At 62.7% G+C, this 16,338-nt stretch carries 16 protein-coding genes; 11 read left to right on the top strand and 5 right to left on the bottom strand.

Annotation, left to right across the window (positions count from 1 at the left end; translation table 11 throughout):
• Positions 1-936: 936 nt before the first annotated feature.
• The 3 genes from KSW38_RS23095 to KSW38_RS23085 all read left to right on the top strand — a co-directional run bounded on the left by KSW38_RS23095 (position 937) and on the right by KSW38_RS23085 (position 3,276).
• Positions 937-1,395, top strand: coding sequence for a tyrosine-type recombinase/integrase (locus KSW38_RS23095; RefSeq protein ID WP_216927685.1), 459 nt, complete (start codon positions 937-939; stop codon positions 1,393-1,395).
• Positions 1,392-1,730, top strand: a complete 339-nt coding sequence (locus KSW38_RS23090; RefSeq protein ID WP_216927683.1) for a helix-turn-helix domain-containing protein — start codon at positions 1,392-1,394, stop codon at positions 1,728-1,730. Before KSW38_RS23095 ends, KSW38_RS23090 begins: the two co-directional genes overlap by 4 nt.
• A 235-nt stretch (positions 1,731-1,965) precedes the next feature.
• On the top strand, positions 1,966-3,276 hold the full coding sequence (locus tag KSW38_RS23085; protein WP_216927681.1) for a hypothetical protein: 1,311 nt from the start codon (positions 1,966-1,968) through the stop codon (positions 3,274-3,276).
• Positions 3,277-3,615: 339 nt separating this feature from the next.
• On the opposite strand, the gene KSW38_RS23080 is transcribed toward KSW38_RS23085, so the two are convergent.
• The 5 genes from KSW38_RS23080 to KSW38_RS23060 form a co-directional block, all read right to left on the bottom strand.
• A complete protein-coding gene (locus tag KSW38_RS23080) occupies positions 3,616-3,873 on the bottom strand; it encodes a hypothetical protein (protein ID WP_216927679.1) in 258 nt (85 codons plus the stop codon).
• Positions 3,874-3,979: 106 nt separating this feature from the next.
• Positions 3,980-5,317 carry an MFS transporter gene (locus KSW38_RS23075; protein ID WP_216927677.1) on the bottom strand — a complete coding sequence of 446 codons (1,338 nt, stop codon included), beginning with the start codon at positions 5,315-5,317 and terminating at the stop codon, positions 3,980-3,982.
• 12 nt (positions 5,318-5,329) lie between these two features.
• A complete protein-coding gene (locus tag KSW38_RS23070; RefSeq protein ID WP_216927668.1) occupies positions 5,330-6,814 on the bottom strand; it encodes an aminobutyraldehyde dehydrogenase in 1,485 nt (494 codons plus the stop codon).
• Positions 6,815-6,818: 4 nt separating this feature from the next.
• The gene (gene dapA, locus KSW38_RS23065; protein ID WP_216927666.1) at positions 6,819-7,712 is read right to left on the bottom strand and encodes a 4-hydroxy-tetrahydrodipicolinate synthase; all 894 of its coding nucleotides are present in this window, start codon (positions 7,710-7,712) and stop codon (positions 6,819-6,821) included.
• A gap of 57 nt (positions 7,713-7,769) precedes the next feature.
• A complete protein-coding gene (locus KSW38_RS23060) occupies positions 7,770-9,152 on the bottom strand; it encodes a protoporphyrinogen/coproporphyrinogen oxidase (RefSeq protein WP_216927664.1) in 1,383 nt (460 codons plus the stop codon).
• A 451-nt stretch (positions 9,153-9,603) separates the two neighbouring features.
• On the opposite strand from KSW38_RS23060, the gene KSW38_RS23055 reads away from it, so the two are divergent.
• The 8 genes from KSW38_RS23055 (at position 9,604) to KSW38_RS23020 (ending at position 16,279) form a co-directional block, all read left to right on the top strand.
• Complete coding sequence (locus KSW38_RS23055; protein WP_216927663.1) at positions 9,604-10,395, top strand: amino acid ABC transporter ATP-binding protein; 792 nt, start codon at positions 9,604-9,606, stop codon at positions 10,393-10,395.
• A 7-nt stretch (positions 10,396-10,402) separates the two neighbouring features.
• Positions 10,403-11,050: an amino acid ABC transporter permease gene (locus KSW38_RS23050; protein ID WP_216927661.1), complete on the top strand. Its 648-nt coding sequence runs from the start codon at positions 10,403-10,405 to the stop codon at positions 11,048-11,050.
• The gene (locus tag KSW38_RS23045; protein ID WP_216927660.1) at positions 11,047-11,712 is read left to right on the top strand and encodes an amino acid ABC transporter permease; all 666 of its coding nucleotides are present in this window, start codon (positions 11,047-11,049) and stop codon (positions 11,710-11,712) included. Before KSW38_RS23050 ends, KSW38_RS23045 begins: the two co-directional genes overlap by 4 nt.
• Positions 11,713-11,773: 61 nt before the next feature.
• Complete coding sequence (locus tag KSW38_RS23040) at positions 11,774-12,640, top strand: substrate-binding periplasmic protein (RefSeq protein WP_216927658.1); 867 nt, start codon at positions 11,774-11,776, stop codon at positions 12,638-12,640.
• A gap of 151 nt (positions 12,641-12,791) precedes the next feature.
• Complete coding sequence (locus KSW38_RS23035; protein ID WP_216927649.1) at positions 12,792-13,220, top strand: universal stress protein; 429 nt, start codon at positions 12,792-12,794, stop codon at positions 13,218-13,220.
• Between the two features lie 91 nt (positions 13,221-13,311).
• Positions 13,312-13,992, top strand: a complete 681-nt coding sequence (locus tag KSW38_RS23030) for a GntR family transcriptional regulator (RefSeq protein ID WP_216927640.1) — start codon at positions 13,312-13,314, stop codon at positions 13,990-13,992.
• A gap of 203 nt (positions 13,993-14,195) precedes the next feature.
• Positions 14,196-15,521, top strand: coding sequence for a flavin monoamine oxidase family protein (locus KSW38_RS23025; RefSeq protein WP_216927637.1), 1,326 nt, complete (start codon positions 14,196-14,198; stop codon positions 15,519-15,521).
• 128 nt (positions 15,522-15,649) lie between these two features.
• Positions 15,650-16,279, top strand: coding sequence for a GntR family transcriptional regulator (locus KSW38_RS23020; protein WP_308169472.1), 630 nt, complete (start codon positions 15,650-15,652; stop codon positions 16,277-16,279).
• Positions 16,280-16,338 lie beyond the last annotated feature (59 nt).

The raw sequence follows: 16,338 nt of genomic DNA, 5'->3' as shown, positions 1-16,338 counted from the left end.
AACGCCGATAATGGACGTTATGTCGTGTAGTAATGACTCTAAGTGCTGTTCCTGCACATCGTGAGGATGTGGGAAACGCCTGCTGCACCTCCCCTAAGGCGGTGTTGACCTCGGATTTTGCCTTGACGACAGGATTGCCGGGGTGCTGAAGGCGCGCACTGTTCCGTGCTCGTCGTGGGTGCCGTATTCGGGACCTGAACTGCGGTTTCGTCGCTGGTTGATTGCGCTTCTCGCAAACTGTGTGCGAAAATTGCAAAGGGTTCTTGATGATGCGAGGCGAACCATGGCACGGGATGACGGGAATGTTCTCTTTGTTCCTTTCGGCGGTCAGACGCCGGATCCGGACTCGTTCCTGGCGCTCGTCCTGGATGGCTGGGAACGCCAGCAGCTTGCGAAGGATTTCTCCGCAGCGACAATCCGTACCAGGCGCAATGTTGTACTGAGCCTCGTGGACTTCTCCGGCAGGTATCCATGGGAATGGAGCCTTGGCGACGCAGACGACTATTTCTCCCACGCCCGTGCCGTAAGGAACCTGTCCCACGGCACCGTCAGGTCGTATCAGGGCGCGGTGAAACTGTTCTGTGACTACGCCTGCAGTCCGCACTATGACTGGTGTGAGCAAAGCGCGAAGCTATTTGGTCGCGTCTTCGCCCAAGTCGTGACGGAACTGAACCGGGTTACACATTCGCAGCCAACGGAAGCACGGCCCGGGAAACGACCTTTCAGCCAGCGTGAGCTGCAGGAACTCTTCGACCTCGCAGATCTCGAGGTCGAGCGGATCCTGGACTCGGGCCGCAAGGGCGCATTGTCTGCATGGCGTGACGCGATTGCCTTCAAGTCGGCCTACAGCTGGGGCCTGCGCTCCGAGGAATTTCGCCGCTTGCAGGTGTCTGACTTTTCCCGCAACGGCAAGGCACCCTTCCTCGGAAATCACGGGTGGTCCTCGTGCGCTGGGGCAAGCCGCATAAGGGTTCAGCCAAGAAGGTCCGTTCCGTCCTCACTGTTTGGGAGTGGTCCGCGGAAATGGTGGCCGATTGGATCAAAAACGGACTCCCCCGCTACGGCTATCCGGTCACGGACCTGTTCCCCACCAGCGGCGGGAAAATCGTGGGTGAGTCGCACCTGAACGGCCGGCTCCATGAGCTCCTGGATGAGCTGGGATACCCGCCGGGACTGGACCTGCATTCCTTCCGGCGCTCCTATGCCACGCACCTGACCACAGGCGAAGGGTTTGATCTGACCTTTGTGCAGCTGCAACTCGGCCATGATCACGCTTACACGACGTCGCTATACACGCTGCCCTCCCCTGACTACCAGCGCCTCGCCCTTGAGCGAGTGCACGAGCGAACCATCAAAGCGGCCCTGGAGCTGCCCTCAGAAAGGAAGCACCCATGAGCAGACGAGAAATCGCCTACACCTGGCGGGTCCGCGAGATCATGGCCCGACGAGGGGTCCACACGGCCAAGGAGCTCGCTGCTCTCCTGCACGACCGCGGCATCACCCTGACTGCCAACGCAATTTGGCGGATCGTGACGCAGGAGCCCGAACGGATCTCCTTCAAGGTTCTCGTCGCGCTGTGTGATGCCTTGGACGTAACACCCAACGACCTCATCACCTACTCAGCCGCCGAGGCCAAGACCATCCGGCATCGCAAGGCTGCGGGCGAAGACATCCCTGACCTGCGCAACTACCGCCCAGTGCGTGCACGAATCGTCGAGGACGATGGCTAACCCGGGACGGCCTGCCACCGGAGGCAATGGATCCGCCCGGCCGCCTACACTCCATGACCTTCCGACCTCCAGGAACCGTGGCCGGCCACGTTCCAGCGGAGACTATCTCTGCAGCCGATGCAACCAACTGGTGGCCAAGATCCGGGTGCGCTGGCCTGACGGCCCGGTCTGCGGAGCCTGCTTCACTGAGGCCACCCACACTCGCGGGAGATGTCCCCGCTGCGGAGAGACCCGCATGCTCCCCGGACGCTCACCCGACCACCAGCCCATCTGCCGCGACTGCGCAGGCATCACCACCAAACTCACCTGCACCCGATGCAACCGCGAAATCGAAAGGTTCCGGGGCGGCCTTTGCATCCGCTGCGCTCTCAAGGACGACCTCACCGCAGTGCTCAGACCCGGTGACAACCTCAGCCTGCACCGCCTCATCGGTCTCCTAACGGAAGCCGGCAGGCCCGAAAGCATTTACACCTACATGCGCCCCGGCACCCAGGCCAGGGAGCTCCTGAACGCCATCGGCGACCGAGCACTCCCACTCACCCACGAAGCCTTCGACGCGCTCCCCCAATCCACCGCCGTCGAACACCTGCGCTACCTGCTTATGCACCACCGCATAATGCCCGCACGCGGCAACGAAAGACTCGTACGCTTCGAGCAATGGCTTGCCACCAAAATCAGCGGCCTCCCCGAAGATGGAACAGCCCAGATCATCGAACGCTTCGCATCATGGCATCACCTCAAACGCATCCGCGACAGAGCCACCAACCCAACCGTGAACCTTGAAACCGTCACCCACGCGGCCAAACAGGAGATTACCGAAGCTGCCAAACTTCTCATCTGGCTCCGCGGCACCCATGACATCGGAACTGACGAACTCAGGCAAGCCCACATCGATGAATATCTCAGCAGCGGGCCCAGCACCCGCAAACATGTCCGCAACTTCGTACGCTGGCTCAACCGGCAAAGCCGCAAACCTTACGGGCAGCTCGACGTTCCGTTCAGACCCGCACATTCCGTGCCGATGATCACCCAAAGCGAACGTATCGAACTGGTTCGCAACTGCCTCGATGACAACCACGTCATCACGTCTACGCGCCTTGCAGGCCTCATCCTGCTGCTCTGGGCCCATCCCATTAATAAGATCGTCATGCTCAGCCATGACGACATCGACAGCGTGCCCGTGGGCTTGTTCCTCAAGCTGGGCCCCATACCCGCAGCGATACCCGAAGCCATAACCGAGATGTTTTGGCACCAACGCCAAGGAAGCGAAAACCGGAACACCACCAACACCAACACGAAATGGCTATTCCCCGGCACCCGTGCAGGCCAGCACATCCACCCTGCGACGCTTTCCGGACGACTCAAAGTCCTTGGCATCGACAGTCAAAGAGCACGAAACGCAACGCTGCGCGATCTCACCCAGGAAGTGGACGCCCGAACACTGATGGATCTACTCGGCTACAGCCCCGCCATCATCGCCCAACACGCCGCGAGATCGGCCACGAGAATGTCTGACTACGTCGCCCTCAAGCAAAAGCGCACCTGAGCATCCTGACGAAACGGATAACGCATTCCGCCACCAGTACTCGCTAGGTTGGATGACTTGCAATGGCGGGACAAGCGAAATGCAACGCAGTTAGCAGTTAGGATCTCCCACGCCACCAGCAGCTCCTCCTCCAGTCTTTTCGTATGGGTCGTGCACGAAAAACGAGAATGTCCTTGGACAACCGCGATTCGTTGATTGCCTCGTTGGGCCGGATATCCAGGGTGATGATTCTGTCGGCAATGACCCTGTAGGCAAGACTGGCCAGTGATTCGATGACGCAAGCACTCCGTTCCGTGTCGGCTTAGGCATCAATGTACGCCTTATGCCCGGTCCATCGGATCAGGATACTTTTTGCAGATTGTCGTCGTTTTTTGTGACTTCGTAGTGGAAGCCGTCCCGCTCCTCGATTGCCCAGGCCTCGTAGAACTCGGCCTTTTCGAAGAGTCTCCGCTGCCCGGACGGGTCGATGACCCACAGGATTTCCCCGTCAGCGGTTACTGCGTCCACAAGGCCGCTCCAGACGCCGCGGCCTTGCTGCCTGACCTCGATGCTGGCCCCGGGCAGGAGGGTCCAGTCCTTAATGCGTCTCAGGTCCACGGCTCAGTCCTCTCGTTTGTGATTCCTATGGGAAACGCCACGCCTGCCCCCTGGATGGTCCCGGGGACAGGCGTGGCAGGGGAAGCTGCTCCCCGGAGTGCGTTTGTCAGTGCGCGTACCCGGCGGCAGCTTCCGTGAGCGATTTGCCCTTCGTTTCCGGGGCGAGCCATTGGGACAGGGCTGCCCCGACGAACGCGACGCCGGCGGCCATCAGCATGGTGGGGCCTGCGCCGAGGTTTTCCATCGAGATCGGCAGCAGGAACGTGCCGATTCCCGCGCCGACCCGGCTGACGGCGGCCGCGAAACCGGTCCCAATCCCCCGGATCTCGGTTGGCAGGACCTCACCCGGGTAAACGTTCGTCAGCGTGTTGTAACCGGCGTTGAAGAACGAAAAGACCAGGAAGAGGATCAGCACGATAATGGCGGGGGCGCCTGCCCACAGTCCGATGACTGCCAGCACGACGGCGCACAGCCACTGCGGCGGAACGGTCAGTGCACGCCGGCCGATCTTTTCGATCAGCAGGAACGTGACCACCACCCCGGCCAGGGCCACGGCTGACAGCCCGACGCCGCCTGCTAGCCCGCCGGCCAGGCCGTACTGGTTCAGGACACTGTCGGCGAACGTGGCGATCGCGAAGTACGGTGTCACAGCGCAGAACCAGAAGCCGGAGATGAACAGCGTGGACCGCCAGTACTCTTTGGAGAACAGCATCCCGAAGCTGCCCTTGCGCACGTCCTCGTGCTGGACGTCGTCGAGTGCGTCGTCGGGCAGGTACCGTGCGGCGAGGGCCCGGGCTTCGTCCTTCCGGCCGACGCTCCACAGCCAGCGCGGCGACTCGGGCAAGCCGAGCCGGGCCAGGAAGATCACTATGGCGATGAAGGTGCTGGTGCCCAGGATGAAGTTCCAGCTCAGATCCGTGTATTCGTTGAGCAGGTGGCCGGTCAGGAACGCGATCATGAACCCGCCGTACCAGGCGATCCCCATGGCGGCCATCAGCCGTCCGCGCAGGTGGGCGGGTGAGAACTCGGCCATCAGGGGCCAGCCAACGGCGTACTCGGTGCCGATCGCGATGCCCATGAGCAGCCGGACCACGACCAGCAGGACCGGTGAGTCGATGAAGAACTGCAGTCCCGATGCGATGGCGAACAGCCCGATATCGAACATAAAGATCGGCTTGCGGCCGAACTTGTCGGCGGCCCAGCCACCAATGGGTGAGCCGATCAGGATGCCCACGAGGGCTGCCGCGGCGATCACACCCTGCCAGAAAGCGGTGAGTTGCAGGTCCTCGGCCATGGTTCCTGAGACCGGTCCGATGATGCCGAGGACGTAGCCGTCCAGGATCATGCCGCCGATCAGGACGGTGACCATCCTGGTCAGGAAGCGGCGCTTGTTCACCGCTGACGTAACGCTCCGATGGTCTGCCCGGTTTTTCGTGGATGACATGGTCACGCCTGCTTAGCCTCGGTTGTACATGACGTGCTTGGTGCGGGAGAAGTCGTCCAGGGCGTAGCTGGAGAGGTCGCGGCCGTAGCCGGAGCCTTTGAAGCCGCCCCAGGGCATTTCGGTGGCGATGACCAGGTGGGAGTTGACCCAGACGGTGCCGAAGTCCAGCTTCCGCGGAACCCTGAGGGAACGGGCGGAGTCCTTGGTCCAGACCGAGGCGGCCAGGCCGTAGATGGTTTCGTTGGCGCGGGTGACGGCTTCGTCGTCGGTGCTGAACGTTTCCACCGAGACGACGGGGCCGAAAATCTCGTTGCTGGTGATCGAGGCGCCGGCGGGGACGTTGGTGATCACGGTGGGTTCGATGAAGTAGCCCGGTCCTTCGATGGCGTTGCCGCCGACGGCGATGGTGTGGCCGTCCTTGCGGACGTCGTCCAGTGCGGCGAGGACCCGCTCGTAGTGGGCTTTGGAGATCATGGAGCCGATTTCGGCGCCTTCAGCGCCGGGCGTACCGACGGTGATCTCGCTGATTTCCTCCACGAGGAGTTCGGTGAACTTGTCGGCCACCGATTCGTGGACCAGGACCCGGCATGCCGCGCCGCATTCCTGTCCGCCGTTCCAGAACCCGGCACTGCGGACGCCTTTCGCGGCGGCCTCGAGGTCGGCGTCGGCAAAGACGACGACGGGTGCCTTGCCGCCGAGCTCCAGGTGCACGCGCTTGACGGAGCCGGCGGCGGCTGCTGCGACTTTCTGGCCGCTGCCGACGCTGCCGGTGATGGCGACCAGGTCGACGTTGGGGTGCTCGGAGAGGCGGTTGCCGACGACGCGGCCGGGACCGGTGACGATGTTGACCACACCTGCGGGTACTTCTGCGGCGATGAGCTCGGCGAGCTTGAGGGTGGTCAGCGGGGTCTGCTCGGAGGGCTTGAGGACCAGGGTGTTGCCCGCGCCCAGGACCGGGGCGATCTTCCACGCGGCCATCAGCAGCGGGTAGTTCCACGGGGTGATGACGCCGACGACGCCGACCGGTTCGCGGTGGATCACCGAGGTGTGGTTTTCGGCGTAGTCGTCGGCGCCGAGGGTGCTGTAGGCGCGGGCGGCGCCGGCGGAGAACCGGAACGTGTCGATGGCGCTGGAGATGTCGTCTTCGGCGACCGCGGGGGGCTTGCCGGTGTTGGCGGCCTCGAGGTTTTCGAACAGTTCCCGGTTCGCTTCGATGATGTCCGCGATCTTCAGCAGGACAGCTGCCCGGTCCCGGGGTGTGGTTGCCGCCCAGGCGTCTTTGGCCGCGACGGCGGCTGCGACGGCGGCGTCCACGTCCTCGGCGGTGCCGGCCGGGACCTGGGTCAGGACTTCCTCCGTGGCCGGGTTGACGATATCCACCGTTTCGGTGGAGGTGGAGGGGACGAATGCCCCGCCGATGAACTGGCCGAAGGGCGGCAGGGACGGCGCGGCAGTGCCCTCGGCCCGGATGACGGTGAACAGTGCAGTTTCTGTCATGGTCTTAACCCACGTTCTGGTAGAGGGCGGAGACGGCCTGCTGGACGCGGGCCAGGTCGTCGGCGTTCAGGTCGGCGGTCGGGCGGCGCGGGGAGCCGGCCGGGAGGCCCTGCTGGGTCAGGCCCGCCTTGACGGCCGGGATGAACGGCACGGAGAGGAGGGCGTCGATGACCGGGTACACCTTCTTCCACAGCTCCAGCGCGCCAGTGAGGTCGCCTTCGGCGATCTTCTGGCTGACGGCGACGATTTCGTCGGGGACAACGTTGGCGGTGCCTGCCATCACGCCGGCTGCGCCTTCGACCAGGGCGCTGTAGAGGTAGACGTCCCAGCCGATGAAGGTGCCGATGACGTCCGAGTGGTGGTGGATCAGCTGCAGCGCCTGTTCCCAGTTGGCGCTGGAGTCCTTGATGTAGCGGATGTTCTCCACTTCCTCGGCCAGCGCACGGACGGTGGCCGGGTCAATGTTCACCCCGGTGACGGGCGGGATGTTGTAGAGCATCACCGGGATGCTCACAGAGTTGGCGACGTCCTTGATGTAGGTGACCGTTTCTTCCAGGGAGAGCGGTTCGTAGTAGGGCGTGATGAGCATGAGCACGTCGGCGCCCAGCTTCTCGGTGGCCTGGGACAGCCGGATGGCCTCGGCGGTGGTGGTGGCGCCGGTGTTGGCGATGACCGGGACACGTCCGTTGGCCTGCTTGATGACGGTTTCGATCAGGAGCAGCCGCTCCTCGGAGGACAGGGCGCCGACCTCACCGGTGGAGCCCGCGGCGACAACACCGTCGACGCCGGCCTCGATGGAGCGGTCAACGATCTTCCGCAGGGTTTCGACGTCGATCGTCTCGTCCTGGTTGAAGGGCGTGGAGAGTGCGGTAAGGACACCACGGAGGTTGTTGGTCATGAAAGTTTCCTCTGCTCTGCGTGTTTGGTACTTGGGGTGGGGTTGGTCGGGAGGGGGTCAGGCGACGATGGACAGGCCCTGTGAGGGTGCCTGGCGGTGGGTGGCCAGGACGCTGGCTGCCTCCTGGGCCGCGGAGAAGCCGGTGGTGATGGAGCTTTCGGTGTAAAGGGTGCCGAGGTAGTCGCCGGCGAGGAAGACCCGGTTGGTGCCTCTCATGAGGGTGGACTGGATCTTGGCGCGGCCCGGGAAGCAGTAGGGGGAGGCGTTCTTCCAGCGGTCGACCTTGGCTTCGATGACGCTGTCGGCGAAGCCGTGGCCGAGAACCTGGTCAAGATCGGTGAGGTGGGTCTTGATGACGTCCTCCTCAGGTTTCTCCAGCAGGGCTTTGCCGAGGCTGGCCGGGGAGAAGGTCATGAAGCTGCCGCCGGGCTTGCGGACGGACTCGGTTCCGCGGACGATGCTTGCCTGGTTCAGGGCGATGGCGAAGGAGCGCTTGGGCGCGGCGATCGCGTAGATGTCGTCCCACGGCTTGGCGGTGGTTTCGTTGGTCAGGAAGGCGGTGCTGACGTGCGGGCCGTACTTGATCTGGCCGAGCGCGCCGCGCAGTTCTTCCGGAAGGTCCACGCCGATCTTGTGCGAGACGTCGGCGGTCGTGGCCAGGACTACGGTGCGGGCCTCGACCTCGCGGTCGACGCCGCCCTGGCGGTAACGGACCACGACGGAGTCCTTCTTGTGGACGACTTCGTGAACGATGGCGCCGAGCTGGACACGGTCCCCCAACGCCGCGGCGATGGATTCCGTCAATGTGGACGGGCCGCCGACGATGCCCTTACTCAGGCCCTGGCCGAAGCCGAGGACGAGGCTGAAATAGCCGATGCCGGCGCCGGCTGAAATCTCGTCCATATCACCGGCAGAGCGGGTAACAGTCGTCTTGAACAGGGCCGCGGCGTCCTCGGACAGGTTCCCGATGAAGTCCTGGAAGGAAGTGTTGTTCTCGAAGTCATAGATCCGCTGCTGCCGCATGGCCCCGGACTCCCCCGCACGCTTGCGCACGACGCCGGTGTACTTGGCAACGCCACTGACCACCTTCAGGCCCGCCCGCATGGTGTCCACCTTGGCGGACAGGGACATCGGGATGCGGAACGGGTAGGTGGCGATGTGGCCCTTCTTGATGAACTTCCCGTTCATCGACAGGCCCTGCAGCGATCCGGGAATCTGGACAGCCATCACGCCAACTTCGTTCAGCAGCGCGTCAGTGGAGGATCCAGCACCGGCGAAAACGTGCCCGCCCCAGTTCAGCCAGTAGTCACCACGGCGCTCGGAACGGATCCTACCGCCCACGCGGTCGCCGGACTCCAGGACCACAGCGTCCCAATGCCGCAACCGCCAGGCTGCCGAGAGGCCAGCGAGGCCGCCACCAACGATTACTACATCTTTCATAGTTCTCTTCCCTTTGCCAATGCTTGGGTGTGGACCCCGGCCGCTCTTCAGGCCGACGCTTCCTTGACGCCGGCGCACCGTGTCCGCGCTCCTGATCCACCCTGTGATACACACCACCATAGTTTGTGATCACAAATCACACAAGAGTTTTTCGACGATTTCTTCCGCGGCCAAAAAATGTGATCACAGATCTAGACAGGAGCTTGTTGCTCAGCCTAAAGTGACGTAAGACGCAACTGTGAGGCACTTCACAGCACCTTGGATTCAGCGGCGGGTGCGCATCTTGGCGGCGAACCGAGCTGCTGCTCGGCAGCACCAAATGCAGAACCATGCGTTGATATATTAGTTGACTGCTTTTTGGTCGACGTGGTTGGTATTGGCGGCAACACTGTGACGCGCGTCTCACAGCCGGGGTTCCGGCTTAGCGCGTCCGCTATCTGAAGGAAAAAGAATGAGCTTCAGTTTTGGCACGAAGACATCCCCGATCACGCTGTCCGGCGAGGTCGTGGTTTCCGGGCTTGGCAAAAGCTATGGGGCAAGCCGTGTCTTGTCTGACGTGAACCTTGTCATGAACGAGGGTGAAGTCGTCTCGATCATCGGGCCTTCCGGTGCCGGTAAAAGCACGTTTCTGCGTTGCCTGAATTACCTGGAAACGCCCACGGAGGGCACGATCGAAATCGGCGGCGCCAAGGTTGTCGCCGGCGGAAAGATGCCGGACAAGGCCAGCCTGGACCACCTTCGACGCGTTACCGGGATGGTCTTCCAAAGTTTCAACCTGTTCCCCCACCTCACCGTGATGGAGAACATCACCCTGCCGCAGCGCAAGGTCCTCGGGTCCAGCAAGGAACAGGCCCAGGAGGTCGCCGAAAGGCTGCTCAAGCGCGTGGGCCTTCCCGACAAGGCCAAGGCGTATCCGGCCCGCCTCTCGGGTGGACAGCAACAGCGTATCGCCATCGCCCGGGCCCTTGCCCTGTCGCCCAAGGTCATGCTTTTCGACGAACCCACCTCGGCCCTCGATCCCGAGATCGGTCTGGAGGTCCTCGCAGTCATGCGCGACCTCGCCGACGAAGGCATGACCATGCTCGTTGTCACCCACGAGATGCACTTTGCACGGGACGTCTCTGACCGGATCATGGTGATGGGCAACGGCGGTGTGCTGGAAATTGGCCCGAGCGAACAGGTGATGTCGGACCCGCAGAACGAACGCACCCGGCAGTTCCTCAAAGCCGTTCTGGACAGGTGAGCAGGACATGATTGCAGAACTCCTGCCTGCCATCGCACGGGGCGTTGGACTCACGCTTTATGTCACGGGTGCATCGCTCGTGATCGGCGGCATCATCGGCCTGGTCCTCGTCGGAGCAGCCCGCTCCCCCATCGCGGTCGTCCGGGGCATCGCCACCCTCTACATCAACGTGGTCCGGGTCATCCCACCCATTACGTGGTTGTTCCTGATCTACTTCGGACTGCCCCAGTTCGCACTCAAGCTGACCACCATCCAGGCAGCAATCATCGGCTTTTCCATCATTGCCTCGGCCTTCATGGCCGAGATCTACCGCTCCGGGCTGCTGAGCATTCCCGACGGCCAACGCGAAGCCGCACACGCTCTTGGGCTCAGCACCATCACGACCGTCGGACACATCATCACCCCGCAAGCGTTCCGGGTCGCGCTGCCCGCAATCGCCACCTACGGCATCGGGCTGTTGAAGGACTCCGCCCTGGCATCGACCATCGGCGTCCGCGAAATCACCTACTACGCCCAGCAAGCTGCAAAGCAGACCCACGAGGGCCTTCTCTCCTTCATCGTCGCCGGGTCGCTCTACATCGTGATCAGCCTCATCGTCGCCCTCGTCTCGCGGCGGGTGGACCTCACACTGCGCAAGAAGATCGGAGTGGCATGATGGACCTGCTCACCCAATGGCTTGGCTGGATGCCGAACCTCACCCCCGGACTGCTCGTCAGCCTGCAGCTGACCGGCCTGTCACTGCTCTTCGGATTCCCGCTCGGCCTGCTGTTCGCGGTGATGGCAGCGTCCAAACTCGCACCCCTGCAGTGGATCTCCTTCCTGTTCGTCGAAGTCGGGCGTGGACTGCCGGCCCTGGTGCTGCTGTACCTGCTGTACTTCAGCCTCCCTGACGCCGGCATCACCCTGAGCTCGCTCACCACTGCGATCATCGCCCTGACCTGGAACACCGGCGCTTACGCCTCGGAGTACTTCCGGGCAGGCATCGCCGCCGTCCCACTGGGCCAACGAGAAGCAGCCCTCACGTCCGGACTGCGCGGCTGGACGGGGTTCCGGCTGATCATCCTGCCCCAGGCGCTGCGGATCTCCACGCCGCCCCTGGCCGGACTCGCCGTCCTGGTCTTCCAAGGCAGCGCCCTTGCCTTCGTGATCGCCGTACCCGAACTGATGTCCAAAGCCTTCGAAATCGGATCCATCACCTTCGAATACCTCAGCGTCTACACACTCACCGCGGTGATCTACGGATCGCTGACCCTCATCTTCCTCGGCCTCGTCCGGCTGCTGGAAATCCGCCTCGGCCGGCACCTGCAACGCAACTGACAACCTTCCCTTCCACCCACCCCAGGGCGATCCGCCCACACCCATAACAAAAGGAAAAACCATGACGCGAACCCGTCGTACTCTCGTGCGCGCGCTGTCGGCCGGCACCGCCGCCGGCCTGCTCGCCATCTCGCTCACTGCCTGCGGTGGAAGCGATACCGCAGGCAGCGCATCCGACTGCACCCCGGCGCATCCGGACCTCAAAACCATCACCGAAGGCGAGCTCACCGTAGCCAGCTACGACTATGCCCCGGCCACGATCCTGGAGGGCGACAACGTCACCGGCATGGAAGGCGACCTGATCAACGAGATCGCCAAACTCGAATGCCTCAAGGTCACGGTCACCACCTCCGGTGGTGCCGGAGCTGTTATTCCGTCGGTGCAGTCCGGCCGCGCGGACATCGGCTCCGGAAACTGGCTGCGGACCAAGGAACGCACAAAGATTGTCTACCTGAGCACCCCGCTGTGGAGCGACCCGCAGGCCATCGTCTCCACGACAGGCCTGACAAGCGATGACCTTGAGGGCAAAATCGTCGGCTCGGTCGCCGGCAACCTCTGGAACGACAGCATGCAGAAATGGCTCGGCGACAAGTTCAAGATCTACCAGGACGACGAATCCATCTACGGCGACCTCAAGGCCGGCCGCATCGACGCCCTCGTGGCCTCCGCCGCCTCCGCCAACTACAGGTTCAAGGAAGCCCCCATCGAAGGCGCCAAAGTCATCGACGTCAAACCCAACCCGAACGTCCCGCAGTTCGCGGCGGTCGGCCAGGTCATGCTGCCGTCCAGCCTTGACAACGACGCCCTCGGCAAAGCACTGGACGAGGACATCGAGAAGCTCCGTGAAGACGGCACCATCAAGAAGCTCCTCGAAAAGTACGGCGTCGACCCCTCCGTCGGCGAACCGGGCGCACCCACCGAGCTCTAACAAAAGCCCGACTCTGGCCAGGGCGGCGTCGGAAGTCCTTCCGGCGCCGCCCAAGCGGGCTTCCCCACCCTGCAGGAACACCTGCAGAGGCAGTCTGGCATCACCAACGCGCAGGCCGACCTGTGCCGCACACAAGCAAAGGAGCTGAACCATGAGCGGAATCATTGTTGTAGGAGTCGACGGCAGCGACACGGCCAGGAAGGCAGCAGAGTCCGCCAGGGACCTCGCGGCAGCCCTCGGCGCCACTCTCCACGTGGTGTCAGCCTTTGACGCGGACCGTTCGGACAAGTTCGGCAGCGGCAGCAACAAGTGGCTGGTCTCCGACGCGGACAAAGCCGAACACGTCGCCAGGTCAGTAGCAGACACCCTCGGCAGCGACATCAAAATCACCTACGCCGCAGCCAGCGGCAGGCCCGCGGACGCCCTCATCAGGGAAGCCATCAGCAAAGAAGCACGCGCCATCGTCGTCGGCAACCGCCGGATGCGAGGCATCGGACGCGTCTTGGGCAGCGTGGCCAACAGCGTCGCCCACAACGCACCCTGCGACGTCTACATCGCCAACACCTACGATGTCGACTAATAGCCATCGCGAGCCCACCTCTCGACCTGCCTCGAACCAGACACCGGCGCTCCTCACGGCTACTCCACCCCACCAGCGTAGGATGTGATCTGTGGTCATATCCCAGCGCGCCGAACCCACCCTCCTCACCGACCAGGTCTACGACATGATCCACGCGGCCATCCTCAGCGGAGACCTGCCCGCCGGATCACGCCTTAAAGTCCGCGACCTCGCCGAGCAAGTCGGAACAAGCGTGATGCCCGTACGGGAGGCAATCCGGCGCCTGGAGGAAACCGGACTCGCCGAACGACAGCCGCACAAAGGCGCCGTCGTCAAGAACCTGACCTTCGAGGAGCTGATCCACGTCTACGATGTGCGCCGCCTCCTGGAAACAGAAGCAGCACGCCTGGGCGCCGAAAAAGTCACGGCCGAGGACTGCAACAGGATGCAAGCCGAATACGACCTGATGCGCAAAGCGATCGACGAAGGCCAAGCCGTGGCCCTACTCGACCACGATGAAGCAATGCTGGCCATCCTTTACCAAGCCGCCGCCAACCCCGTGCTGCTCCAAGTAATCCGGACACTGTGGCAACAATGCCGCGCATACAAAATCGTCGGCGCCCAAGGATCACTCGATGCAGCCGAAGATGACTCCCTCTGGCGCTACCAGCAGGACCTGCTCACCGCGGCACGCAACAACGACCCCGCCGCGGCAGCAGCGGTAAACGAAGCTTCCCTCCGCAACGCCAGCGAACGCATCAAAACGCGACTGGCCGAACAAAAAGCTATCTAAGTAGCGCCCACTTCTGCTATCCCTATCACCAGTATTACCTAACTGATATATCTGTTGACTGCACCGTCGTCGACGTGCTCTGATGATCGAGCTTGCTGCGCCCTTTTCAAACAGCTGGTGTCCGGCCCGGGCAGTCCCCACAAACGGGCCGATGCTCACACTTCTCCCCCCATAAGAACTGGTTTTCACATTAGGAGCCCACATTGCATGACGTAGTAATTGTTGGTGGCGGCGCTGCCGGACTTGCCGCGGCCTACTATCTCCGGGACTCGGGGCTGGACGTCCTCATTCTGGAAGCCGGTCACGACGTCGGCGGCCGGGCACACACAGTGCCGCTTGCCGGGACCTCAGCAAACTCCGGTGCCATGTTCGTCTACAGGGGCACCAAAACCGAAGAGCTCGTACAGGAACTGGGCATCGAAACCGTGCCGTTCCTCCCGGAAACCTACGGCATCCACGTCAACGGCGAAACCATCGTTGCCCATACCAACGAAGACGTCGTGGCTGCTCTCAATCTCACAGAGTCCGAAAAGACCGAGCTGATCAAGTTCATCGATACCTCGCTCACCGAGTACAACGACTTCGCTTATAACCGGACCTCGGCGGGGCAGCTCGACAGGCTCTCAGACGAGACAGTGGCAGAGCGGATCGCCGGCCTGCAGCCGGCAGTCCAGGAAATCATTACGACAGCCATCCGCGGAGGCGCCGTCGGCGATCCCGCCAACCTCTCAGCCAAGTACGCGCTCCGCTACTTTGCCAGCTACCTCGCGCGCGAGAAAAACAACCGCCTGTTCGCCCTCGACGGCATGCAGGCCATCCCCCGTGCCCTGCTCAACCACCTGCCCGAACACACCGTCCGCTACAACACCCAGGTAACGGACGTGGCCGTCGATGAGGAAGGCCTCTACGAAATCTCGTTCAGCGGAGAGGCAGGTGACGGGAAGCTCCACGCCAGGCACGTAGTCCTGGCCGTTCCCGCCCCGGTTGTCGCCGGCCTTGTCAAGAACCTCCCCGAATGGAAGACCGCGGCGCTCAACAGAGTTGCCAGCCCCGGAAGCACCACGCTGAACATCGTTGCGGACATTGAAGGGCTCCCGGAATACAAAGACTGGGCTTTCATCGTGACCGTCGGCATGCCCTTCGATGCCATCATCAACCCCGTCCCCGGTGGAACCGAAGAAACCCGCCAGGCGAACATCCTGCAGCTGACCTGCTACGGAAACTCCTCCGGCTACCTACCGGGATTCGGCGACGACGAAGAGAGAGTGGCGAAGTGGATGGAGGACGTATACACAGTCGCTCCACAGCTTCGCGGCCGCGTCTTGGCCGTGCACGCGCAAACCTGGGAGCACTGCTTCGCACTGCTCAGCCCGGAACGGGCAGCAGCCCTGCCCGAGCTTCAACGCTCCATCAACTCACTGCACTTCGCCGGAGACTACACCTCAGAAACGGCCGGCACCCACGGCGCATACTCAGAAGGTGAACGCGTGGCCTCCCTGATTCTGGCCGCACAGGAAAACGCAGGCTAGCGAGGCCGACGGGCATGGGCCTGCGGGCCCACCCCGGTCGGCTTCCATGCAAGGATGTAGTTGCCGTCGTCTGAGCCGGACAGATCCTGGCGCCACCAATCACGAAGAAGGAACCAGAGGTCCAAAACGTGGGCTCACTTGCTCAATTTGCTTACGAAGAACTGCGGGAACAACTCATCACCCTGGAGCTACCGCCAGGGCAACCCCTGCATGAGGCAGAACTCGGCAAGTCCTTAGGGGTAGGGCGGACCACCATACGTGAAGCATTTCGGCGCCTGGAATGCGACTACCTCATCGTCTCCCACCCACGCCGCGGAACCTTCGCCACAAACGTAGACCTCGCAGAACTCTCCGAGGTTACCGAAGTCAGGATTCTCCTCGAACCCCTCGCGGCACGCCGTGCGGCGAAATCCGCATCGCCGCAGCTGCGTGAAGAAATCCGCCAACGGGCGGACTTTCTCGACAAACTCGATCCATCCACCGACGAACGCACTCTCATGCGCCATGACATGGCCGTGCACCGGCTGATCTACCAAGCGGCAGGAAACAGCCGCCTTGAGGAGATGCTCGTCCGATACGACAACCTGGCAACCCGGATATGGTGCTACCTCCTGGACAAACTGCCGTCCGTCGCAAGCCACATCAAGGAAAACGCCGCGCTCCTCAGGGCAATCGCCGACGGCGATGAAGCACGCGCTTCCTCGCTGGCAGAGGACAACATCACAGAATTCGAAACGGTGGTTCGCAAAGTTCTCTAGCCAATCAATACTCTGCATCTCGCCGTTGCCGGATGAACTACACCCCAACCTGACGTCAG

The sequence above is a fragment of the Paenarthrobacter aromaticivorans genome, assembly GCF_019038615.1.
GTDB lineage: Bacteria > Actinomycetota > Actinomycetes > Actinomycetales > Micrococcaceae > Arthrobacter > Arthrobacter aromaticivorans.
Note: the sequence above shows the minus strand (reverse complement) of the source record. Positions and strands in the feature narration are given on the sequence as shown.